The sequence below is a fragment of the Polaribacter sp. KT 15 genome (genome assembly GCF_900143115.1).
GTDB classification, from domain to species: domain Bacteria; phylum Bacteroidota; class Bacteroidia; order Flavobacteriales; family Flavobacteriaceae; genus Polaribacter; species Polaribacter marinaquae.
Window position 1 is genome coordinate 1,468,955 of the sequence record NZ_LT670850.1, and the last position, 22,630, is coordinate 1,491,584.

Genomic DNA, 22,630 nt, shown 5'->3' on the forward strand with positions numbered 1-22,630 from the left:
GTATTCAATAGCAATACACAGTTATCAATAAAATTATTGTTAACTGAAATTACAAATTATACCCAATACTAAACATTATAATTCTTGGTAAAATAAAAGTTTTAGAATCTGAAACTACATAATCTGAAAAACGATTGCTTTGTTTAAACTGAGCGTTAAACATATTTTGTGCACTAATTTTATAAGACCAAGCACTGTCTTCTTTTTTATAAGACAAGGTTGCATTTGCTATTTCATAAATATTTTTCTGCCCCAAATCTTTATTTTCGTAGATGCTTTTTCTATAATCAAAATTAAAAACAAAGCCGTCTAAAAAGTCGTAATCTAGGGTTACAAAAGGTTCTGTGGTGATAAATTTAGAAGTGTTGTTACTAGAAATAAAGCGCCCAATATCTCTACTTATACCAAGTTCTAGGGTAGGTAAATTATCGAACATCGTTTCGAAACCAACTTCGTAATTATAACTATTATTTTTATTGGTTTGTAGGTTGTTGTCTATTTCTTGCACATAACTAGCGTTTTTAAAACCAACATCAAATTTATATTTTATGTTTTTTATGCTTTTTTCTAAATGCACAGTTCCTCTTAAATCCTCCGACGGATTGCTAAATAATTTCGTTGTTAAAAACTGATTGATTCTTTGCGTTTCTTCTGTATTATTTACATCAAAAGCAACCGTATTTCTAACACCTTTTATTTGTTTATTGTAATTTAAATTGGCAAACAGCATTAAACCTCTGTACAAACTAAAGCGACTATAATAAATTCTTGCTGCGTGGTATAAATTGTTTTCTAAATTTTCATTTCCTTTAAAAACAGAATTATACGATTGTAAATAAAAACGATTGGCAAACCTACTCGCATCAGAAAAAGAAGTTTTTAAATTGTAATTAATAGTAATTTTTTTCGATTTATTAAACTCAATTTTTGCTAAAAAATCTGGCAAAACCACCCATTTGTTTTTTGTGGTTTGTGTTTGCTGATTTAACTGCCAATTATAATTATGTAAAAAAGCACCTTGTTTTAACGTAAAAATGCCTGTTCTAAACTTGTAATGCATTCCTACAAACAAATCATTTAATTTAAAATTAAGATTGTTACCAAACCCACCATTAAAAAAATTATTGATTGTTCCGTTATCTAGCTTTTGACTATCATCCGTAGAAAAATCTTCATTTAAAAACTTGTTACCACCAGTTGTATAAATATGATTGCTGTTATTGATTTCCCAAAAATGCTTAAAAACAAAATCTATATTTTGCTCCTGAGTGCTTTTATTTTGGAGAATTCTTAATAAATCTTGGTTATTATCCGTAGGAATTAAACCTTGTAAAATTGGGTTTTCGGTTTCCCAAAAAGCATTTTGATTGTTTTTATCTAAAACATAACTAAACACAGAAGAAAACGTATGTGCATCATTTTGTCTTTTGTGCCATTCTATATTCTGATTAATGTACGTAGCTTTTAAACTTTTATCTGTTGTAATTAAATTTGAAGTAGCGTTTACTATAGAATTTAAGCTATTATCAATAGTATTATTAGTTCTTTTTACCTGCGTTCTTACGTACCATTTTTCTTTAGAATTAGGTGTATACTCTAAGTTTAAATTTCCAATTCCTAATAAATTATCTGCAATTGTTTTGTTAGTTCTTGCTTCTGTAAAAGTCGTATACTGATTAAAATCTTCTTTAAAATTGGTAGTTTCTGTACCAGAAAAAATGGCAAAACCAGAAACATCTAATTTAGAAGTTGCCGTTTTTGTAATGTTAAGTGCGCCAAACTTTTGTTTGCTTTTTAATACATCATTGCTTTGCATAAACTGCGAAAAAGCGCCTCCTTTAAAATTAAAATTACCGCTAAAAATGGCATTTACACCACCAGAAAAACTTATATAATCTTTAGTCGTGAAAGTTTTTTCGTTTACATTATTTATGTTTCCTATCAAATTTACGTTTATTTTAGGCGCATAATAAAATAAATTAGCACTGGTCTTATAAAAATCTTCATTGCCTTTACCAACTTCTACATCACCAAAAAGAAACCGTTTTTTATCTTCTTTTAGTTTGATATTCATTGCCATTTCATCAGAATCTGTTAATCCTTTTAAAAAAGCTACTTCATTATAATTGTCTATTACTTCTACATTACCCACAGCATTTGCAGGAATATTTTCTAAGGCCAATTTAGAATTACCACCAAAAAACTTTTTGCCATCTACCAACATTTTGATTACCTTTTTGCCCTGTACAGTAACACTACCGTTTTTATCGACTTCTACACCTGGCAATTTTTTTAAAACATTTTTAAGTTTGCGTTCAGAACCATCTGTAAATTTGTCTGTTTTATAGGTTGTGGTATCACCTCTAACTGTTACTGGCAATTCGATAACAATTTCATCTAAACTTTCTGAAGATTGTTGTAATACAAAATCTTTTTTAGTATTTTTAAAAGCAATAAACTGATATTCTATAGGTTTGTAACCTAAATAAGAAATACTAATGTTAATAGTATCTCCTTTTTCTAAAAGCAGTTTATAATAACCGTCATTATCTGTTATTGCAAATTTTAGATTTTTAGAGACATCTTTGGGCTTTGCTATAACATTTGCATACGGCATTGGGTTTTGTAAACTATCTTTTACAGCTCCAGAAAGTGTTATTTTTTGGGCGAAAAATGAAATAGATACACTAAAAAACAATACTAATAGACTTATCTTTTTCATATAAACTTTTATTGTTTTTGTACACTGTTCCAAAAATTAGAATACCTTTTTTTAGCTTCTTCTGCGGTTACTCTTTTGCCTTTTGTAGGTTTATTAATATTTATTTCCTCTTTAGGATTAAGTATTATTTTACTTGCAATAATTTTTCTACTTTTTAACTGTACCTCAAGCACCAAACCAGGTAAATCTACAAACTTTTTAGGCCCAAAACTTACTGGTATTTCTGGTGTAAACCAAGCAAAGGTACTATTGCTTTTATAACTTAAATCTATTGCTTTGTAACACAAATAACCTCCTATAATTTTAGATTCCTGTGTTAATTTCCATTTTTTAATAGGGATTTCTATTAATGAAAGTTCATCAAAAACATCACTTTCATGATAAAATTCTTTTGTTTTAATATTCTTATAATATCTATCTTCTCCTCCTGCAAAAGTTCTATTCACATTAAAAACAGGTTTTCCATCATTTTGCATTTCATTTTCCACATAATACAAAGATTCATCATTAGAAAATTCTAAGTATGCACTTACATTGGGCGTATTTTCAAATATATTACGCATCCATTTACCCATTTTTATGTTTTTCTTTTTAAAAGATTTAGAAATTGAATCTATTTTTTCTTTCGTTAAAGATTCCATAGAAACAACATAAGTAACTTTACCACTTATGTTTTGCGAAAAAACAATGGTGTTTATAAAAATGATAAGTGTTAAAATGGTTTTCTTTTTCATAAAACGAACGGCTTTTTATTATTAAGAACGAAATAAAAAGTAAATGGTTTCAATTAATATTCTAGGCTTCTATATTTTACAACATATTTAAAGTTTGCATACTATCTTATAAACCACTTTGAAGAGTTACATATTTGGTAAGCTTAAAATTGTAAGACAAAATATTAATAAAAACTGGTATTAGAATATTTATGTAACTTTTTTATAATTAATTTCTTTGTTTCCAATTTCTTTCATAAAAGAGTTTTTTAGTCATCAATTCAAACTCAACATCTGTTAATTTTTTTCCTTTTTTTGGTTTTTTAATTTTAATTTCTTTTTTAGTATTTAGATCAATTTTTCTAACTGAATACATAAGGTCACTATCGTTTAACTCTAAAATAGCACCCGCCAATCCAGTATATTCTTTTGGTCCAAAATTAATATTAATAGAAGGTGCATACCAGGCTACAACTTTCTTTTTAAAAATACCTTTACTGTTTTCAACTGTTTTTACCCCTATAGCTTTATAGCATTTATAATTTTTTATTATTTTAACGTCTTGTGTTAAAGTCCATTTAAAAAAATTAGATTGCACTAAAAATAATTCTCCTCCAAATTCTTTTTGATGTAAGACTTTTTTATCATTTAGGTTTACATAATACACCCCATTACCTGCCAATATATCTAGAAGTTTTTCTTTTCTGTTAGGTAAGTTTAATTTTTTACTTTTAAAAAATATAGATTCATCTGCATTGAAATATAATAAGTATGTTAATTCATCCTTAGTATTAATAAAGGAATTTACCATTTTTTTTAGTTCAGGATTATCCTTTTTTCCTTCAAAATATTTTTGAGTATCAATTTTTACTTTAGATACACTGTAGGTTATAATTCCTTTATTTTGAGAATAAACACCTAATGTACAAAAGAATAACAACCGTATAACTTTATTCATAATCAATTATTTTATTAATAAAAAATCTGAAAATAGCGAAAATTAAGGTTATACTTTATTTTCAATATTCTCAGATTCACTTTTTTATTTAAATTAATCCAATTCTTCAGGCTCTTCCATTTCAATTAAATTATCAATGTTATAATCAACACATCCAGAATATGCATTATCGAAAGCTATTAAAGAATCTCCATATGATCCTCCATTCATTAAAACTATAGCTTGTGAAACATTAGCAAATTGATCACAGTCTATATCTTGTATTGCATCTACAGACATGTTTTTCGCATTCATCATTGTTCCTGTTGCTAGTACAAATACTAGGCTTAATATTACTTTTTTCATAATATAAAATTTATAACCTATTTTTTTATTTAGGTTTATTTAATTAATAATTTTTTAGAGTTTTAAATGAATAAACAAGTTAAAAATTCTTCAAAAACTTGTAGAAAAAGCAGTACTTTTGTAAGACTTCCTCTGATTGTTATTGTTTATTTACATAAGCATTTGTTTTAAGTGATACATTTATTTAGTAATTTTTATATTTCTTAAATCTGCAAGCAGAGGTTTTCTTTATAATTCTATTTTCTTCAATAAAATAAACAGCATACTAAAGTCTGTTATCATCTCTTTTGTAATGAAATGATCTTTTTATTTTATGAATTTAAACGATAAAAGTTTATTTATTTAGGGTTTATAAATTGCCTAAAAAGGCTACCTAAAACTATATTGTAGAGAAACTTTTCTTTTTCACAGCATTTTTCTCCTCTCAAAGATGAAACTTATTTTTTAATAATCCTAAAAAACTACCCACCCGATTTGGACTAGCTGAATTCAGGGATACCCAAAACATACTGTTTTCAGCTAGTCCAATTTGGAAAGTTAAATACATTCATCTAAAACCTTATTTTTTTATAAAAACCTGAATATGAAGCCTTTACTTTTTTATTATAAGCTTCTTTAGTTATTTTAATTCCGTCAATAATTTCAAATACTATTTTATTTTTAGGGTTTAATGTAATCTCTTTAGCTTTAAAAATTACTGCAGCTTCTTCTAATTCTAAAATTAAACCAGGTAAACCAAAATATTGTTTTGGGCCAAAACTTGCAGATATATTTGGTGTATACCAAGCAATTGGTTTTTTCTTTTTGTTATTAGAGGAAATGTTAATTGCTTTATAACACAAGTAACCTCCTATAATTTTAGTTTCTTGGGTAAGTTTCCAATCTAGTTTTGGTTGCTGAATTAAATAACATTTTTCTAAAACTTTACACTCTTGCATATGATTAGATTTTACAATTATGTTTGTAACAAACTTCTTATCTCTTCCTGCTCTTGAATAAACAAAGTCAGTTCCGTTCTTTTCTTCATTTACTTTCATTCTTTTAGAAACAGATGATATGGCTTGTGTAGCTTCAAATTTAAGTACAACTTCAGATTTTTTAGATTCAGAAATTATCTTACGCATTGTTTTTAACTCTTTCTTTTGCTTTTTTTCTTCTGCAACAATATCTTCTAATGTGAAATTTAAGGTTACTTCATATTTTACAATACCAGAATTATTTTGAGAAAAAAGTGTTCCGGAAATAAAAAAAAGTAAAATGGTAAAAATAGGTTTCATAGAAATGGTTTAATTAAAGTTTTCTTATTTATAGAAACGAATTAAAAACAAGAGGGTTTCATTTGTTTTTTTTATTTAAGATTTTTTCTCTTTTTTATATGCTTCCCATTTTTTATAAAACTCTGGAAATTTTTTTCTTAATAAAGCATCATATTTCTCTTTAGTTATAGCAATCCCTTTAGGTTTTTTTATTTTAATTTTTTCTTTTGGGTTTAATTCTATTTTAATGGCAGTAAATGTTACTGTGTTATCTTCTAACTCTAAAATTAATCCTGGCAACCCTGAGAATATTTTTGGCCCATATCTTGCAGGTATTTGAGGTGTAAACCAAGCAACTGGTTTTTTAGATTGATATAAAGGAGTTTCATATATAGCTTTATAGCATAAATAACCACCTATTAGTTTACTAATTTGGGTGATTTTCCATTTGGCTTTGGGTTGTTCTATTAAAAAACACTCCCCTAAAACTTTACATTCTAAAATATTATTTTTTTGTGTAAGAGAATTACTAATATAAAACACTTTATCATATCCTGCACCTGCTCTGGTTTTGTTAATTTTACGAATATTTTCAGTTTTCAGTTTAATTTCAGTTTTTTGGATAGAATGTATATTATTAAATTCTAAATATGCTAAAATATCTCTTGCATTATTTATCATATCTATAGAACTTTGGGAAACTTTTCTTCCAATAGCTTTATTTCTTTCCGTTATTTGTTCAATAGTTAAATTTAGTGATACATTATAGGTAATTCTTCCAGATAAATCTTGCCCAATAACATCAAGAATAATTAAAAAAAGTACTATAACAGTTAATACTAATTGTTTCTTCATATATAATTATTTTTATAAAGAATCACTAAAAAATAAATTTTAGTGATTCTTTGGTTGGTTAATTCATTAATTAGTTAACACAATTTGAGTAATAACAGTTTTCATAAGCATTATGATAAAAATCCATAGATGGTAATTCTGCATTATCTACTGCATCCTCAAATGTTGCACCTAATGCTGCATCTACACAATCTCTCGCACATCCAAACTCCTCAACCATCTCAATAGTTTCTGTGGTATTTGGTAAAAATTCATCATTAGAAGATGATGCATTCATTAATGTTGTACCTGTTGCTAGCACAAATACTAGACTTAATATTACTTTTTTCATAATATAAACAGCATACTAAAGTCTGTTATCATCTCTTTTGTAGTGAAATGATCTTTTTATTTTATGAATTTAAACGATAAAATTTTATTTATTTAGGGCTTCTAAATTGCCTAAAAAGGCTGTTTAAAACTATATTGTAGAGAAACTTTTCTTTTTCACAGCATTTTTCTCTTTCCAAATATCAAAAAGTATTTTTTAATAAACTAATAATTAACTTTCCATTTTTCTATTATCAAAATTAAAAAACAAAGCCGTCTAAAAAGTCGTAATCTATGGTTAAAAAAGATTCTGTGGTGATAAGTTTAGAAGTATTGTTACTAGAAAGAATAATTTAAACCAACAGTAAACTGTCTTGGCCGCAATGAAAATTTAGATTCAAAAACAAAATTTGAGCTATTTTGAACCGTCGAAAAGAACTTCTCATTAAGAATATTATTAAAAGATACTCTAAGAAATAACTTCTTAGATGGTTTGTAATAAAAAGATGCATTAAAAAGTGTGTTTCTATTATTTACTAAGCTTGATGAAAAACTTGTAAAAACTGATTCTGACTCCAAATTAATTCTTGTTTTTAATGATGTATAAAAGTCCAGTTCTAAATTATGTTTAAGAAATGTATTTGAGGTGTTAAAACCGTTAGACTTACTTTTCCCAAATCTTACTAAACCATTATACCTTAAACCATACCAAGTGTCATTATCTAAATTAACGCCAAAGTTTATAGAGTGGTTTATTAACTTTGTTTCTTGCTCTATATTATTAAAAATTTGATTAGACTTAATTTGATTAAATGTATATTTTAAATCTGTTTTTAAAATTCTAAAAAAACTTTTTGTGAAATTTGTTTTGTTCGTAAAACTAATCCTTCTGTTTGGCAACTTAATTGCTTCTGTTTGAATAAGTCCATTTAAATCTAAACTACTTGAAAGTATAAAATCAGAGTTTGATTCGACAATACTAGAACTATTACTAAAAAAAAAGCCTTTTAAAATATTAGTATACCCAATATTTAAAATTCCAAAAATATTTCGTGTTACGTTAATCTCTTCTGGATTTCTATAAAGATTACTATAATCTTTTAAAATAATACTATTAAATAATTCAGAAAAACGAGATACTGATGATACATAACTACCCACTGTAGAAATATTCCATTGATGATCAATTTTATATCTAATTGTTGCCCTTGGTTGAAAGAACAGATAATTTTTTCTCCTATTTAATACTGGAGAAAAACGTTCAACTTTATTTAAATGAATATATTTAAAAGAGGGTTTCAAGGTAATCATAAGATCCTTAAATTTTACAGTGCTTTTTAAATTAGATATAGATTCAAAAATATTTAATCTAAAATCTGAACGGAAAGGAAATATCAATTGTTCTTCCATAGTACCATCAAATTGAGCTAAATTACTAATTAAGGACTCTCTGCTCCAATTAACTCTTTGCTTTAACTGAGATTTTAACTTACCCATTTGAAAATTATAAGCACTATAGACTCCTAGAGAGAACTGCTTAACATTTATATTCTGATTGGTTTGTTCGGGTTTGTTATTACTCAAAATAACATCATTAAAAACACTAGGAGTTACATTTACACCTTCTTTACTTCTTATGTATTTTAATAACAGCCCACTATTTATAATTCGATTATTTATTTTTGTTTTAAATTCTGTTAAGTTTTTAATTGATTTTACATCATCTTTGTATAGATAATTTAATAAGTTTCCATTTTGCAAAATTTTAGACCCCCCTTTAGAGTTCTGTCCGTTAATCGTAATCCTATTCTTTAGGTATAATTTATCCTTATTAATTTCTTGTACTAAACCTAAATAATAATTCTTTTTTGTAATTTCATTTCTATTAACTTTATCTACTAACGTAGTATCTGTGTCAAAAAAAAACCTTTGTGTAGAGCTGCGGTTTAACCTATTATCATTGTAGCTATAATTTGCACCCGCTTTTAATATCAAGTCTCCACCACTTTTTATCAGAGCATCATTGGTAACCGAAAAAGAGTTGTTATCTAACCAATATTTATTAGATATAAATGTTCCGCTCGTATTTGGTGGGCTTAAAATATTAGGAGGGTTAATTTCCATTTCAATAAAATCACTATTTGTTAATGTTAGGCTCATACCATTATTTTCAAGAGAATTACCTATATTATTAGTTTTTCCACTTGCTATATCTTGAAAATTTTCTTTTAAATATATTGGTGTGACTTCTAAATTTCTTGCAAAGAAAGGGGTACCTATGTCTGCTTTAGCACTACCAAAAACTAAGCTATGGTCTTTTTTAATTTTTAAATTGAAAGCAACATCTTCAGAATCTGTAATACCTTTATCTATACGAGAATGATTATGATTTTTCATAATATCTATCTCTTTAACAGAGCTTGCTGGTATTCCTCTTGTTGCTATATTATACCTACCTTCTAATAAATCTACTCCATTAATATAAAAATGACTTATAATTCTATTGTTGTAACTTATTTGTCCATTCTCATTTATTTTGACACCTGGTATTCTATTAATAACCTCTTCTATTGTATAATCTTTTTCTTTTTGAATTCCTGTTACTTTATAGGTAATAGTGTCTCCTTTAATTTGAAGAACTTTCTTTGCTTTTAAAACCACCTCTTCAAGAAGATTAGTTTTTGATTTTAAAGCAACTTTCAAATCTTGTGAAATGTTTTTGTATTTACTTGTTTTGGCGCCATAAGAAAGATGCCTAAATGATATCCAAAACTCTTTATATGCAGAATCTTCTTTGAAATTCAACACAAAACTTCCGTCCTTTTTAGAGGTTGAATACGCTATAATATTTGTTTCATTCTTACTGTAGGATGCAACTATTGACGCTCTTGGTATAGGCTTAAAAATAGAGTCTGTTATTTTACCCTTGATAGTAATTTGTTGCCCAAAAACATTTACAACAAAAAGGAACAGATAAATGTAAAATAATTTTGAGAATATATTCAAAAACTAATTTTTATTAACGTTTATTATTTTTTATGATCAATTTCTATAAAATTGTTCTTTTTTGAACGATCTACGTTTCTTTCACTTTTAAAAGGATTATTATTATCTGAACCTGTAAACTCTAATACATTTGTAACACCTTGATTTTTGTTAAGCAAATTCATTCTATCTTGAAAACTTAAACTTTTATATTTAAAACGGATTTCATTATATTTAGATCTATCAACAACTATACGTTCACTTTCTTCTTTAAGGTGATAAAGTTTTTTTAAATGTAGATGTTTTTTAGTTTTTAAGCTATGTATAGAAAAAGTATATGAATTAGTTATGTCTGTCATTTTTATAATAAGACCTGGTAAACCTCTAAATTTATAAGGACCTACATTTAAAGGCAAGTCAATAGCATACCATGCTATCCAATCTCTTCCCCCATAAGATAATGTAGCTTTTTTACATTTATACCCTTTTATAGTTTTTGTTTCAGGTTTTAATACCCAATTAAAAGAAATTTTTTCTTCATATTGGTATTCATTATCCCCAAAATTGTCATAATATTTTAAAACATCTTTTTCGAATTCTATAGCATATTTTTCTCTAGAAAAATATCTGCTGAGATCTTCATTAGTTATTTTTCGTTTTGCTCTAACTGAATCTAATTGACTTTCATTATCCCATTGATAAATAGATTTGTCCTTATAAACATATAAACTGGCATAAGCTTCTTTGGGCTGTTTATAAGTTTTAAGTAACATTGATTTAGTTTGGTAAACAATTTTGTAGTAATCACTATTCTGTGACTGAATGTTAACTGAATTATAAAAAATAATAAAAACTAGCAGATATTTCATAAAAAATTTAAAAAAGGTTTTAACTGTTACAATAATCATCAAGAAATTCCTGAGCTATTTGAAATTCTGCAATTGTTGGTTTTCTTGGTCCTGCATTAGCGATATTTACATCTACTTCTAAAACACCTGTTAATCTTGGAACAACAGATACACATCCACTAAAACAACTTGAAGAAATAGCTGATGCATTTGGTCCACAATTAAATACAACCTCATCAACACTTACTTCCTTCTCATAAGTAGTATTACTCTCTTCTAGCGAAGTAAAAGAAGACATTCCAAATACAATAGCTAAACCTAATATTATTTTTTTCATTTTAAAAAATTTGAAACCCTATTTTATGGGTTTGTTAATTATCTTTTTTGAAGATTTAAATGAATAAACAAGTTAAAAATTCTTCAAAAACTTGTAGAAAAAGCATTACTTTTGTAAGACTTCCTCTGATTGTTATTGTTTATTTACATAAGCATTTGTTTTAAGTGATACATTTATTTAGTAATTTTTATATTTCTTAAATCTGCAAGCAGAGGTTTTCTTTTTAATTCTATTTACTTCAATAAAATAAACATCATACTAAAGTCTGTTATCATCTCTTTTGTAGTGAAATGATCTTTTTATTTTATGAATTTAAACGATAAAGGTTTATTTATTTAGGGCTTCTAAATTGCCTAAAAGGGCTATTTAAAACTATATTGTAGAGAAACTTTTCTTTTTCACAGCATTTTTCTCTCATCCAAAGATGAAACTTATTTTTTAATAATCCTAAAAAACTACCCACCCGATTTAGACTAGCTGAATTCAGGGACACCCAAAACATACTGTTTTCAGCTAGTCCAATTTAGAAAGTTAAATACATTTTTTTTTCTTACTTTTGAAAAAAGAAAAAGACTAAAAAACAACTGTTTAGCCAAAAAACTAAATTAGAAAAACTAAAAAATGCTATAAAAAATGAATGAAAACAGCTCACTGCAAAGTGTAGATCATCAGATTAATAATATTTTAAATATGATAATCTACAGAAGAAAAAAATTAGGTCTTACCCAAACCGATTTAGCAAATAAACTTGAAATAACTTTAAGTGGTTATTACAAAATAGAAAAAGGAAAAACAGATTTAAATTTTAGACGAATGCTAGAAATAGCAGAAATTTTAGATGTAGATCTTAACTACTTTTTTAAGTAATTGTAGTTTACACGCATCATTGATTCATTTCTATTGTATATTATAAAAAAATGATTGAAAAAGATATAATTAATGCTACACACAGTAAAATTCTGCAGAAAATAGTAACTTTAAGAAGTAATGCTGGCGTTTCTCAAGTAGAGTTAGCAGATGCTATCGGAATTTCTGAAAGTGGCTATTTTAAAGTAGAAAAAGGAAAAACAAAGCTAGATTTAGAACGGTTGCTAATTATCTTACTAAAACTTAAAATTTCTCCAAAAGATTTTTTTAAAGATATAGAATTAAATTTCTAAAATAAAAACCCCAAAACTATTTAAATAGTTTTGGGGTTTTTAATTACAAAAAGCTTAATTTTTAAATATTTGCTTTCATCAATTCTCTATTCATTCTTGCAATATTGTCTAAAGAAATTCCTTTAGGACACTCAACCTCACAAGCACCTGTATTTGTACAGTTTCCAAAACCTTCTAAATCCATTTGTGCAACCATGTTTTGCACACGATCTGCAGCTTCTACTTGCCCTTGTGGTAATAAAGCATATTGAGATACTTTAGCACCTACAAATAACATTGCAGAAGAGTTTTTACACGTTGCAACGCAAGCACCACAACCAATACACGTTGCAGCATCCATAGCCTCATCTGCTGCATGCTTAGAGATAGGAATTGAGTTTGCATCTTGTGTATTACCAGATGTATTTACAGAAATGTAACCACCTGCATGTTGTATTCTATCAAAAGAAGATCTGTCTACAACTAAATCTTTAACCACAGGAAAAGCAGCTGCTCTAAATGGTTCTATTGTTATAGTATCGCCATCTTTAAACATACGCATGTGTAATTGACAAGTTGTAACGCCTCTATCTGGCCCATGAGCTTCTCCGTTAATATACATAGAACACATACCACAGATACCTTCTCTACAATCATGATCAAAAGCAACTGGTTCTTCACCAGCATTTACTAATTGTTCATTTAAAACATCCATCATTTCTAAGAAAGACATATGTTCTGATATTTCAGTAACCTTATAATCTACCATTTGACCCTTTGTAGATGAGTCTTTCTGTCTCCAAATCTTAAGTGTTAAATTCATAATGTCTATCTTATTTATAACTTCTTTCTTTAACTTCTATGTTCTCGTAAACCAATTCTTCTTTATGCAATACTGCGTCTTTTGGTTCTCCTTTATATTCCCAAGCAGAAACAAATTGAAATTCTTTTAATCTCTTTGCTTCTCCTTCTTCTGTTTGATGCTCTTCTCTAAAGTGACCACCAGCAGATTCTTCTCTTACTAAAGCATCTTTTGCAAATAATTCTCCTAACTCTAAGAAATCTGCAACTCTACCTGCTTTTGCTAATTGTTCGTTGTATTCTGTATCTGTTCCTGGTACAATTACGTTTTTCCAGAAATCTTTTCTTAATTCAGATATTTCTACAATAGCTTCTTCTAAACCAGCTTTATTTCTAGACATTCCACATTTTTCCCACATAATTTTACCTAATTTTTTGTGGTAATAATCTACAGAATGTGTTCCTTTATTGTTGATAAAGAATTTTATTCTATCTGCAACTTCTTTTTCTGCTGCTTCAAACTCTGGCGTATCTGTAGATATTTTTCCTGTTCTAATATCATCAGCTAAATAATCTCCAATAGTATAAGGTAACACAAAGTAACCATCTGCTAAACCTTGCATTAGTGCAGAAGCACCTAATCTATTTGCACCATGATCAGAGAAGTTCGCTTCTCCAATTGCGTAACAACCAGGTATTGTAGTCATTAAATTATAATCTACCCAAACACCACCCATTGTGTAGTGTACCGCTGGATATATCATCATTGGTGTTTCATATGGATTTTCATCAACGATTTTCTCGTACATCTGAAATAAGTTACCATATTTAGCCTCAACAATCTTTTGTCCTAATTCGTAAATCTTAGCATCAGAAGGATTGTTTATATTTTGAATTTTTGCTTGCTCTTTACCATAACGTGTTATTGCAGATGCAAAATCTAAATATACAGCTTCACCTGTTGCATTTACACCGTAACCAGCATCACAACGCTCTTTTGCTGCTCTAGAAGCAACATCACGTGGTACTAAGTTACCAAATGCAGGGTAACGTCTTTCTAAATAATAATCTCTTTCATCTTCAGACAAATCGGTAGGTTTTTTACGACCTTCTCTAATTGCTAAAACATCTTCCATGTTTTTAGGAACCCAAATTCGTCCATCATTTCTTAAAGATTCAGACATCAATGTTAATTTAGACTGATAATCTCCTGATCTAGGAATACATGTTGGGTGAATTTGTGTATAACACGGGTTTGCAAAATATGCTCCTTTTTTATGTACTTTCCATCCGGCAGTAACATTAGAACCCATTGCATTGGTAGATAAGAAATATACATTACCATAACCACCAGAAGCAATAACTACTGCGTGTGCAGAATGACGTTCTATTTCTCCTGTAACCAAGTTACGTGCAATAATTCCTCTTGCTTTACCATCTACAATAACAACATCTAACATTTCATGACGATTGAACATTTCAATCTTACCACGAGCAATTTGACGGTTCATTGCAGAATATGCACCTAATAACAATTGTTGTCCTGTTTGTCCTTTTGCATAAAAAGTTCTAGAAACTAAAACTCCACCAAAAGAACGGTTGTCTAAAAGACCACCATAATCACGTGCAAAAGGAACTCCTTGTGCTACACATTGATCTATAATATTTGCAGAAACCTCTGCAAGTCTGTAAACGTTAGCTTCTCTAGAACGGTAATCTCCTCCTTTTACAGTATCGTAAAATAATCTGTAAGTAGAATCACCATCTCCTTGATAGTTTTTTGCTGCATTAATACCTCCTTGAGCCGCAATAGAGTGTGCTCTTCTTGGAGAATCTTGATATGCAAAAGATTTTACATTGTAGCCTAATTCTGCTAAAGTTGCAGAAGCAGAACCACCTGCTAAACCTGTACCAACAACAATAACATCGATGTGTCTTTTGTTTGCTGGGTTTACTAAGTTAATTTTGTTTTTATAATCTGTCCATTTATCTTTTAATGGACCTTGAGGTACTTTTGAATCTAAAGCCATAATTGTATTCGATTAATGGTTTAAGTGATGATAAAGTGCTACAAAAATAAAACCTGCTGGTATTAAAATTGAGTATACTTTACCGATAGTTTGTAATGTTTTCTTTCTTCCTGCTGTTCCTCCCATAGATTGAAATGCAGATGTAAAACCGTGTGCTAAATGTAATCCTAAGAAAACAAAAGCAACAACATAAGCAACTACTCTAATTGGGTTCACAAATTTGTGCACTAGTTCTTCGTAATAACGAAAACCTTCTACACCTTCCATCATACCAGACCAATCTCCTTGTATGTATTTTGTGTTGATTTCTGGAAACCAAAAATCGATAAAGTGTAAAACAATAAATGCTAAAATTGTAATTCCACTCCAAATCATGTTTCTACTCATCCAAGATGAATTTGCAGCACCATTATTCTTTGCATAAGACACACCTTGCGCTTTTCTGTTTCTTAGTTCTAAGATAAAACCCATTACAAAGTGAAAAACAACTGCAAAAATTAATACTGGTTGTAATGCAAATTGTACCACTGGGTTTGTACCCATAAAGTGAGAAACTTCGTTAAAAGTATCTGGACTAAAAACTGATAAAACATTAATTGCTAAATGCTGAAGTAAGAAGAACATTAAGAAAAACGCCGATAGCGCCATTGCTACTTTTCTTCCAATTGAAGATTTAAAAAATCCGCTCATTGTATATGTTAGTTTAATTTATAATACAAAAATACGGCTTAACAAAACGTAGTACAAGAAAATTACAACGTTTTCGTTTGTATTTAGAATAATTATAAATAAAACTGTTTTGCTTTTAACAGAAAACAATGATTTTGTTATTTTCTGCTCTTTTTAGAATTAGAAGGCACCAAGCATTTGTTATTTTTCCATTTACCTTTTAAAGATTCTTTAGAAATTATTTTTTGATTGCACGTTAAAAAATTACCATTTGCATCTTTCTTAATAATTTTCATTTTGCCATTGTAAATTGCATTTACAATTCTATAAATTAAACTTCTTTTAGAAACAGTACTTCCTTTTGTTATCAACTTTAAACCTTCTTCGTTGTTGTGTAAATCCATATCTGTAGAAATTTCATCTGGCACAACACCATCTTCTAATTTAAGTTTTTTATAAGTAATATAGTTTTCTTTTTCATGCGCTTTACCTAACGATCTTGCTGCTCTTTCTCCTATTTCTTGGCGTAATCTTGCCATCCAATACGCGTGCCTAAAAGCATCTACTTGCCCACCTGCAGCATCTTTATCTAACAAATTGGTTTTTCTAATAGAATCTGCAACCTTATTTGTTTCTTTTGAAATCTTTAGAGAAGTTTTTGCCTTAAAAGGATGAAATAAAACCCATCTTTTTATTGGACCAGATAGTTTTAAAAAACTTTTAAAATCTGATTGAGCAGTAGTAGAAAGTGTTAACGAAAAGAAAACTAAAAAAAATATTTTTTTCATGCTTGAAATATACTAAAAAAACGATTTAAAAATCTCTTAAAGACTTCTAAACCGTTTTTTTAAATTGAAAGAAATTACTTGATTATTTTATTTCAAATTCGCTTTTAGAAGTAGCACTTTTTACAGTATATTTTCCTTTAGGCAAATATATAACTCCGTTTTTAGCTGCTTTTAAACTCGATTTTTTGTTTGCCTTTTCATAAGCTTTCTTTCCTTTTTTAGAAAAAGAAACATCAAAAATTGCTTCATTATAACCTTTTGTAGCATCAAGAACTATAGTGTTTACTTTAATATCATTTGTATAAATATCCAAAGTAACTTTTTTATCAGAATTCGAATAAAAAGGAATTGTAATTTCTGGAGTAAAAGCGTCTCTCCACATACTCCAAGAACGTCCCCAAGAACCACTTTTTCTTACACTTTTAACATCGAAAATATGTGTAGCAGCAGACATTACACTTTTATCTATATTCTGCAACGCACTAACATCTGCTTTATATAAACTTCTACCATGCGTACCTACAATTAAGTGTTTAGCTGTTGGCTGAATCACTAAATCGTGTACTGCTACGTTTGGTAAATTATTTGCAAATGCTTCCCAAGAATTTCCTCTATCAAAAGAAATATACAAACCATTATCTGTACCAACGTATAAAATGTTTTCGTTAGACGAATCTTCTTTAATTACGTTTACAGAAGATGTTGGGATAGCGTTACCAATATTTGTCCATGTTTGACCATAATTTTCTGAAACGAAAACATAAGGTGTAAAATCATCAGATCTATAACCATTTAAAGTTGCATAAACGCGTTCTTTTTTAAATTTTGATGCAATTACTCTTGTAACCCATAAATTTTGCGGCAAATTATTAGAAATTCTTGCCCAAGAACCTCCACCATTTTTAGTTACATTAATATAACCATCATCAGAACCAACATATAAAAGTCCGAATTGAAAAGGACTTTCTGAAATAGACGTTAATGTACCGTAAGCAACATTTCCTTTTTTACCACCCGTAGTTAAATCTCCAGAAATTGTTTCCCAATTGTTACCTTGATCTAAAGATCTGTGTAATTTATTACCTCCTAAATATAAAATATCTTGGTTATGTTTTGATAAATGAATTGGAGTTTGCCAATTAAATCTATAAGGATTTTCGCCTAAAGTATGTTTTGGCTGAATATATTTGCTTCTTCCGGTTTCTGTATCTATTCTAGAATAATTACCAAACTGATAACCTGTATAAACAATATTAGGATTTCTATCATCTACTTGCACTTGCATACCATCGCCACCCATAATAGACTTGTAAGGATTTTGACCAGATTGTTGCCAACCTTTATTAATTCTTGCATTATTACTAGCAACCCAAACACCATTATCTTGTAAACCACCGTAAACTTTGTAGTTTTTCTGATTATCTGCATATACAGAATAGAATTGACCAACTGCTGGATCGTTTAATTTAATCCAGTTTTCACCGTCATCATAAGACAAATTTAAACCACCATCATTTCCGTTTAAAATGTGTCCTGATTTTTTTGGATTTACCCACAATGCTTGATGATCTGAATGCACATTTTCTTTACTGATAGAAGTAAAAGTTTTACCACCATCTTTAGATTTTATAATTGGAACACCTAATACGTAAATTCCGTTTTCATCTTGTAAGTCTACTCTAATTTCTCCGAAATAATATCCGTAAGAACTATAAACACCATCTAAGAAATTATCGTGAGTTTTTTTCCAAGATTTACCACCATTTGTAGTTTTAAAAACCTCTGCACCTATTACCTGAGTATCAAATAACATAGAATTTGCGTCTTCTAAGTATTTTGCTAAATCTATTGGTTTTACAGAACCAACACGCACCATTTGTTTTACATTTTGTGCTCTGTATTTTTCTTGAAAACCATTATTTTTTAAATAAGTATTTAATTTTTTATCAGACAATTCTAAAAATGCTGCAGAAGACATTGTTTTAAAATCTTCTTTAGTTAACTCGTCTGATGGTTTTTTAGAAGTATCTTTTTTTCTTCGGAATTGACTATCATGCAAAGCATATACTGTGTTTTCGTTAAAAACAGCCAAACCAATTCTACCAACTCCGTTTCCTGTAGGAAAACCAGATTTGTCTGAAATTTTGGTCCAAGAACTACCAGCATCTGTACTTTTATAGATTGCAGAATTACTTCCGTCTCCGTCAAAATTCCATGCTTTACGTTCTCTTTCCCAAGAAGCAGCATACATTACATTAAAGTTTTCTGGCGCCACAGCTACATCAATAACACCTGTATCGTTATTTATAAATAAAGATTTTGTCCAAGTTTTACCGCCATCAACAGTTTTAAAAATCCCTCTTTCTTCATTAGGCGAATATAAATGCCCAATAACTCCAACAATTACCTCATTAGAATTCTCTGGATTTATTAAAATTCTACTAATATGATGCGAATCTAACAACCCTACATTTTGCCAAGTTTTACCTTTATCCGTAGATTTTAACATTCCAATACCTGCATAACTAGATCGAGAAGAGTTTTTCTCTCCGGTTCCTACCCAAATAGTTCCGTTGTTCCAATCAACAGCAATATCACCAATATTTTGCGTAGGTGAATTGTCTAAAACTGGTGTAAAAGTTGTACCGTTATTGTTTGTGTACCAAAGTCCGCCAGAAGCATAACCAACATAAAATTCTGTAGAATTTTTAGGATTAACAGAAACATCGGAAACACGACCACTCATAACTGTTGGCCCTATATTAGTAAATTTTACATTTTTAACTAGTGATGTTTTCATCATCTCTATTTTTTTGTCTAGAGATTTCTGAACAACATTTGCTTCTGTAGTATTCTGAGCAACAATACTTGCAGAAAAGCAAAGTAATAAAAGCTTAAAAATAGATTTCATAAGTAATAAGTTTGATTTGAATTGAGTTTGAAACGTTGAAATTACTATTTGTATAATCAATATCAAAAAAATTAACATAAAAACGATTTGTGCCAAACAAATTGCTTCCAGTTAAAACAACGTATCTTTGCGCCGGCAACAATTAAATAAAATTGTTGCTGTAAATTATTTTTATGACATTTTCAGATTTAGGTTTATCTCCAGCGTTGGTAAAGGCAGTTGAAGAAAAAGGATATACCAAACCATCTCCAATACAAGAAAAAGCGATTCCGCATATATTAGAAGGCAAAGATATTTTAGCTTCCGCACAAACAGGAACCGGTAAAACAGCTGGTTTTACATTGCCTGTTTTACAATATTTATCAGAGACAAAACACCCAAAATATAGACCATTAAGAGCTTTAGTGCTAACGCCAACAAGAGAATTGGCTGCACAAGTTCACGACAATGTAAAAGAGTACAGCAAGTATGTTAATATAAAATCTGCAGTAGTTTTTGGTGGTGTAAATGCAAAACCTCAAATAGCTACTTTAAGAAGAGGTGTAGATATTTTAGTAGCAACACCAGGTAGATTGTTAGATTTACACGATCAAAAAGCGGTGTCGTTTAAAAGAATTGATGTTTTAATTTTAGATGAAGCAGATAGAATGTTAGACATGGGTTTTGTTAGAGACATTAATAAACTTATTAGTTTTATGCCTGCTAAGAGACAAAACTTATTGTTTTCTGCTACATTTTCTAAAGAGATTAAAAAATTGGCATCGGGTATTTTAGAAAATCCTGTTTCTGTAGAAACAGCACCACAAAATTCTACCGCTAAAAAAGTAACTCATAAGGTTTTTAAAGTTGATAAAAAAAGAAAAACAGAGTTTACAATTAAGTTGATAAAAGACAATAATTGGAACCAAGTTTTAATTTTTACAAGAACAAAGCATGGTGCAAATAAGTTAACGCAAAAGTTAATTCAATCTAAAATTACTGCAGCAGCAATACATGGTAATAAAAGTCAAGGCGCAAGAACAAAAGCTTTAAAAAACTTTAAAGAAAACACCATAAAAGTTTTAGTTGCAACAGATATTGCTGCAAGAGGATTAGACATTCCGTTACTACCACACGTTATAAATTTCGAACTACCAAATGTACCCGAAGATTATGTACACAGAATCGGTAGAACTGGTAGAGCTGGTGCTGCCGGAGAAGCAATTTCTTTGGTTTGTAGCGAAGAAACAGAATATCAAAATGAAATTGAAAAACTTTTAAAAGAGAAGTTAAAATCTACTGTTGTAGAAGGTTTTGAACCAACAGATACTGCACCACCTAAAAGAGCTGCAACACAAAGTAAAAGTTCTTTTGGTAAAAAGAAAAAACAAAGGCCTTCTAATGGAAACCCTGGAGGTTCTTCTGATCAAAAAAAACCAAAAAGAAAACCTCATTTTAAAGGCAACAAACCTGCAGGCGCAACATCTGGAAGAGGTAGAACTGGTGCACCGAAAAAAAAACGATTTTAAATTAAGTTTGATTTAAAAATTACAATCCCATTTTCTTAATATAGAATTTGGGATTTTTTTTATTCTAATTGGTCATTTTTTAAGTTCCTCTTTATTATTGCTACCTTTGTGTATCATTAAAAATCACTAGTATGAAATACGATAAAATAGACGCTAATTTATTTATTAAAAACCGTAAAAATTTTGCGGCTAATATGAAACCAAATAGTTTAGCTATTTTTAACTCTAACGATATTTACCCAATTGGTGCAGATAGCACAATGCCTTTCGAGCAACACAGAGATATTTTCTATTTAAGTGGTGTAGACCAAGAAGAAAGTGTTTTAATGTTGTTTCCAGATTGTCCTAATGAAAACCTAAGAGAAGTTTTATTTTTAACAGAAACAAACGATCATATTGCAGTTTGGGAAGGTGAAAAACTAACTAAAGAAGCAGCCTTATCAACCTCTGGTATTAAAACTGTTTATTGGTTGCAAGACTTAGAAAAAGTATTATTCGAAATGGCTTCTTATGCAGATACTTTTTACATTAACACAAACGAACATTATAGAGCAAATGTAGCAACAGAAACAAGAGAAGACCGTTTTACAAAATGGTTGTTGGCAAAATACCCAGCGCATTCTGTAGCAAAAAGCAATCCTATTTTACAAAGATTACGTTCTGTAAAAGATTCTATTGAACTAGATTTGATGCAGAAAGCTTGTAATATTACAGAAAAAGGATTTCGTAGAATTTTAGACTTTATTAAACCCGGAGTTTGGGAATATGAAATTGAAGCAGAATTGTTGCATGAATTTGTAAGAAATAGATCTAAAGGTTTTGCTTACACGCCAATTATTGCATCTGGTAACAACGCAAATGTTTTACATTATATAGAAAACAATCAGCAATGTAAAAGTGGCGATTTAATTTTGTTTGATATTGCCGCAGAATATGCAAATTATAAAAGTGATTTATCTAGAACTGTACCGGTTTCTGGTCGTTTTACTGATAGACAAAAAGCTGTTTACAATGCTGTAAATTATGTTAAAAAAGAAGCTACAAAACTTTTAGTACCAGGAACAATTTGGAAAGACTATCATGTTGAAGTAGGAGAAATTATGACTTCTGAATTACTTAAACTTGGTTTATTAGACAAGGCAGATGTACAAAATGAAGATAAAAATTGGCCTGCTTATAAAAAGTATTTTATGCATGGTACAAGTCATCATATTGGTTTAGACACGCATGATTATGGTTTATTACACGAGCCTATGCAAGCAAACAATGTGTTTACTGTAGAACCTGGTATTTATATTCCAGAAGAAGGTTTCGGTATTCGATTAGAAGATGATGTTGTAATTCAAGAAAAAGGAGAACCTTTTAATTTAATGGGTAATATACCTATTGAAGCAGATGAAATAGAAGATTTAATGAACTAAAGAAATACAAAAAAGGCGAGTTTTAACAACTCGCC

The 22,630-nt window shown here is 29.0% G+C and carries 19 protein-coding genes; 4 read left to right on the forward strand and 15 right to left on the reverse strand.

The window, feature by feature from the left end; all coding sequences use genetic code 11:
* Positions 1–49 precede the first annotated feature (49 nt).
* From B5464_RS06565 to B5464_RS06610, 10 genes are all read right to left on the reverse strand, one after another.
* Positions 50–2,722 (reverse strand): carboxypeptidase-like regulatory domain-containing protein, encoded by a 2,673-nt coding sequence (locus tag B5464_RS06565; RefSeq protein ID WP_079737714.1) that lies wholly within the window; start codon positions 2,720–2,722, stop codon positions 50–52.
* Between the two features lie 8 nt (positions 2,723–2,730).
* The gene (locus tag B5464_RS06570) at positions 2,731–3,456 is read right to left on the reverse strand and encodes a GLPGLI family protein (RefSeq protein WP_079737715.1); all 726 of its coding nucleotides are present in this window, start codon (positions 3,454–3,456) and stop codon (positions 2,731–2,733) included.
* A gap of 208 nt (positions 3,457–3,664) precedes the next feature.
* Positions 3,665–4,393 carry a GLPGLI family protein gene (locus B5464_RS06575; protein ID WP_079737716.1) on the reverse strand — a complete coding sequence of 243 codons (729 nt, stop codon included), beginning with the start codon at positions 4,391–4,393 and terminating at the stop codon, positions 3,665–3,667.
* 93 nt (positions 4,394–4,486) lie between these two features.
* Positions 4,487–4,738, reverse strand: coding sequence for a hypothetical protein (locus tag B5464_RS06580; protein WP_079737717.1), 252 nt, complete (start codon positions 4,736–4,738; stop codon positions 4,487–4,489).
* Positions 4,739–5,289: 551 nt separating this feature from the next.
* On the reverse strand, positions 5,290–6,015 hold the full coding sequence (locus tag B5464_RS06585) for a GLPGLI family protein (protein ID WP_079737718.1): 726 nt from the start codon (positions 6,013–6,015) through the stop codon (positions 5,290–5,292).
* Positions 6,016–6,090: 75 nt separating this feature from the next.
* On the reverse strand, positions 6,091–6,849 hold the full coding sequence (locus B5464_RS06590; protein WP_079737719.1) for a GLPGLI family protein: 759 nt from the start codon (positions 6,847–6,849) through the stop codon (positions 6,091–6,093).
* Between the two features lie 70 nt (positions 6,850–6,919).
* The gene (locus B5464_RS06595) at positions 6,920–7,180 is read right to left on the reverse strand and encodes a hypothetical protein (RefSeq protein ID WP_079737720.1); all 261 of its coding nucleotides are present in this window, start codon (positions 7,178–7,180) and stop codon (positions 6,920–6,922) included.
* A gap of 317 nt (positions 7,181–7,497) precedes the next feature.
* A complete protein-coding gene (locus B5464_RS06600; protein WP_154066947.1) occupies positions 7,498–10,164 on the reverse strand; it encodes a TonB-dependent receptor in 2,667 nt (888 codons plus the stop codon).
* 23 nt (positions 10,165–10,187) lie between these two features.
* Positions 10,188–11,051: a GLPGLI family protein gene (locus B5464_RS06605; protein WP_079737722.1), complete on the reverse strand. Its 864-nt coding sequence runs from the start codon at positions 11,049–11,051 to the stop codon at positions 10,188–10,190.
* Positions 11,032–11,328 carry a hypothetical protein gene (locus B5464_RS06610; protein WP_079737723.1) on the reverse strand — a complete coding sequence of 99 codons (297 nt, stop codon included), beginning with the start codon at positions 11,326–11,328 and terminating at the stop codon, positions 11,032–11,034. The genes B5464_RS06605 and B5464_RS06610 overlap by 20 nt, the downstream gene beginning before the upstream one ends.
* 633 nt (positions 11,329–11,961) lie before the next feature.
* On the opposite strand from B5464_RS06610, the gene B5464_RS06615 reads away from it, so the two are divergent.
* Together B5464_RS06615 and B5464_RS06620 are read left to right on the forward strand one after the other, a co-directional pair.
* The gene (locus tag B5464_RS06615; protein WP_079737724.1) at positions 11,962–12,195 is read left to right on the forward strand and encodes a helix-turn-helix domain-containing protein; all 234 of its coding nucleotides are present in this window, start codon (positions 11,962–11,964) and stop codon (positions 12,193–12,195) included.
* Positions 12,196–12,245: 50 nt separating this feature from the next.
* Positions 12,246–12,488 carry a helix-turn-helix domain-containing protein gene (locus tag B5464_RS06620; RefSeq protein WP_077810595.1) on the forward strand — a complete coding sequence of 81 codons (243 nt, stop codon included), beginning with the start codon at positions 12,246–12,248 and terminating at the stop codon, positions 12,486–12,488.
* A gap of 61 nt (positions 12,489–12,549) precedes the next feature.
* On the opposite strand, the gene B5464_RS06625 is transcribed toward B5464_RS06620, so the two are convergent.
* The 5 genes from B5464_RS06625 to B5464_RS06645 all read right to left on the reverse strand — a co-directional run bounded on the left by B5464_RS06625 (position 12,550) and on the right by B5464_RS06645 (position 19,666).
* The gene (locus B5464_RS06625) at positions 12,550–13,290 is read right to left on the reverse strand and encodes a succinate dehydrogenase/fumarate reductase iron-sulfur subunit (protein WP_077810596.1); all 741 of its coding nucleotides are present in this window, start codon (positions 13,288–13,290) and stop codon (positions 12,550–12,552) included.
* A 10-nt stretch (positions 13,291–13,300) separates the two neighbouring features.
* Positions 13,301–15,298 carry a fumarate reductase/succinate dehydrogenase flavoprotein subunit gene (locus B5464_RS06630; protein WP_077810597.1) on the reverse strand — a complete coding sequence of 666 codons (1,998 nt, stop codon included), beginning with the start codon at positions 15,296–15,298 and terminating at the stop codon, positions 13,301–13,303.
* 12 nt (positions 15,299–15,310) lie between these two features.
* Positions 15,311–15,988, reverse strand: coding sequence for a succinate dehydrogenase cytochrome b subunit (locus tag B5464_RS06635; protein WP_079737725.1), 678 nt, complete (start codon positions 15,986–15,988; stop codon positions 15,311–15,313).
* Positions 15,989–16,125: 137 nt separating this feature from the next.
* Positions 16,126–16,755, reverse strand: coding sequence for a hypothetical protein (locus B5464_RS06640; RefSeq protein ID WP_079737726.1), 630 nt, complete (start codon positions 16,753–16,755; stop codon positions 16,126–16,128).
* Between the two features lie 82 nt (positions 16,756–16,837).
* The gene (locus B5464_RS06645; RefSeq protein ID WP_079737727.1) at positions 16,838–19,666 is read right to left on the reverse strand and encodes an exo-alpha-sialidase; all 2,829 of its coding nucleotides are present in this window, start codon (positions 19,664–19,666) and stop codon (positions 16,838–16,840) included.
* Positions 19,667–19,839: 173 nt separating this feature from the next.
* On the opposite strand from B5464_RS06645, the gene B5464_RS06650 reads away from it, so the two are divergent.
* A complete protein-coding gene (locus tag B5464_RS06650; protein ID WP_079737728.1) occupies positions 19,840–21,174 on the forward strand; it encodes a DEAD/DEAH box helicase in 1,335 nt (444 codons plus the stop codon).
* A 131-nt stretch (positions 21,175–21,305) separates the two neighbouring features.
* The gene (locus B5464_RS06655; RefSeq protein WP_079737729.1) at positions 21,306–22,595 is read left to right on the forward strand and encodes an aminopeptidase P family protein; all 1,290 of its coding nucleotides are present in this window, start codon (positions 21,306–21,308) and stop codon (positions 22,593–22,595) included.
* The last annotated feature ends 35 nt before the right edge of the window (positions 22,596–22,630 follow it).

Bases quoted from the DNA above. Each gene is read 5' to 3' on its own strand.
- B5464_RS06605 (WP_079737722.1), bottom strand. From the start codon at position 11,051: ATGATTATTGTAACAGTTAAAACCTTTTTTAAATTTTTTATGAAATAT.
- B5464_RS06565 (WP_079737714.1), bottom strand. From the start codon at position 2,722: ATGAAAAAGATAAGTCTATTAGTATTGTTTTTTAGTGTATCTATTTCA.
- B5464_RS06620 (WP_077810595.1), top strand. From the start codon at position 12,246: ATGATTGAAAAAGATATAATTAATGCTACACACAGTAAAATTCTGCAG.
- B5464_RS06645 (WP_079737727.1), bottom strand. From the start codon at position 19,666: ATGAAATCTATTTTTAAGCTTTTATTACTTTGCTTTTCTGCAAGTATT.
- B5464_RS06590 (WP_079737719.1), bottom strand. From the start codon at position 6,849: ATGAAGAAACAATTAGTATTAACTGTTATAGTACTTTTTTTAATTATT.
- B5464_RS06580 (WP_079737717.1), bottom strand. From the start codon at position 4,738: ATGAAAAAAGTAATATTAAGCCTAGTATTTGTACTAGCAACAGGAACA.
- B5464_RS06595 (WP_079737720.1), bottom strand. From the start codon at position 7,180: ATGAAAAAAGTAATATTAAGTCTAGTATTTGTGCTAGCAACAGGTACA.
- B5464_RS06650 (WP_079737728.1), top strand. From the start codon at position 19,840: ATGACATTTTCAGATTTAGGTTTATCTCCAGCGTTGGTAAAGGCAGTT.
- B5464_RS06640 (WP_079737726.1), bottom strand. From the start codon at position 16,755: ATGAAAAAAATATTTTTTTTAGTTTTCTTTTCGTTAACACTTTCTACT.
- B5464_RS06585 (WP_079737718.1), bottom strand. From the start codon at position 6,015: ATGAAACCTATTTTTACCATTTTACTTTTTTTTATTTCCGGAACACTT.
- B5464_RS06610 (WP_079737723.1), bottom strand. From the start codon at position 11,328: ATGAAAAAAATAATATTAGGTTTAGCTATTGTATTTGGAATGTCTTCT.
- B5464_RS06575 (WP_079737716.1), bottom strand. From the start codon at position 4,393: ATGAATAAAGTTATACGGTTGTTATTCTTTTGTACATTAGGTGTTTAT.
- B5464_RS06630 (WP_077810597.1), bottom strand. From the start codon at position 15,298: ATGGCTTTAGATTCAAAAGTACCTCAAGGTCCATTAAAAGATAAATGG.
- B5464_RS06655 (WP_079737729.1), top strand. From the start codon at position 21,306: ATGAAATACGATAAAATAGACGCTAATTTATTTATTAAAAACCGTAAA.
- B5464_RS06635 (WP_079737725.1), bottom strand. From the start codon at position 15,988: ATGAGCGGATTTTTTAAATCTTCAATTGGAAGAAAAGTAGCAATGGCG.
- B5464_RS06570 (WP_079737715.1), bottom strand. From the start codon at position 3,456: ATGAAAAAGAAAACCATTTTAACACTTATCATTTTTATAAACACCATT.
- B5464_RS06615 (WP_079737724.1), top strand. From the start codon at position 11,962: ATGAATGAAAACAGCTCACTGCAAAGTGTAGATCATCAGATTAATAAT.
- B5464_RS06625 (WP_077810596.1), bottom strand. From the start codon at position 13,290: ATGAATTTAACACTTAAGATTTGGAGACAGAAAGACTCATCTACAAAG.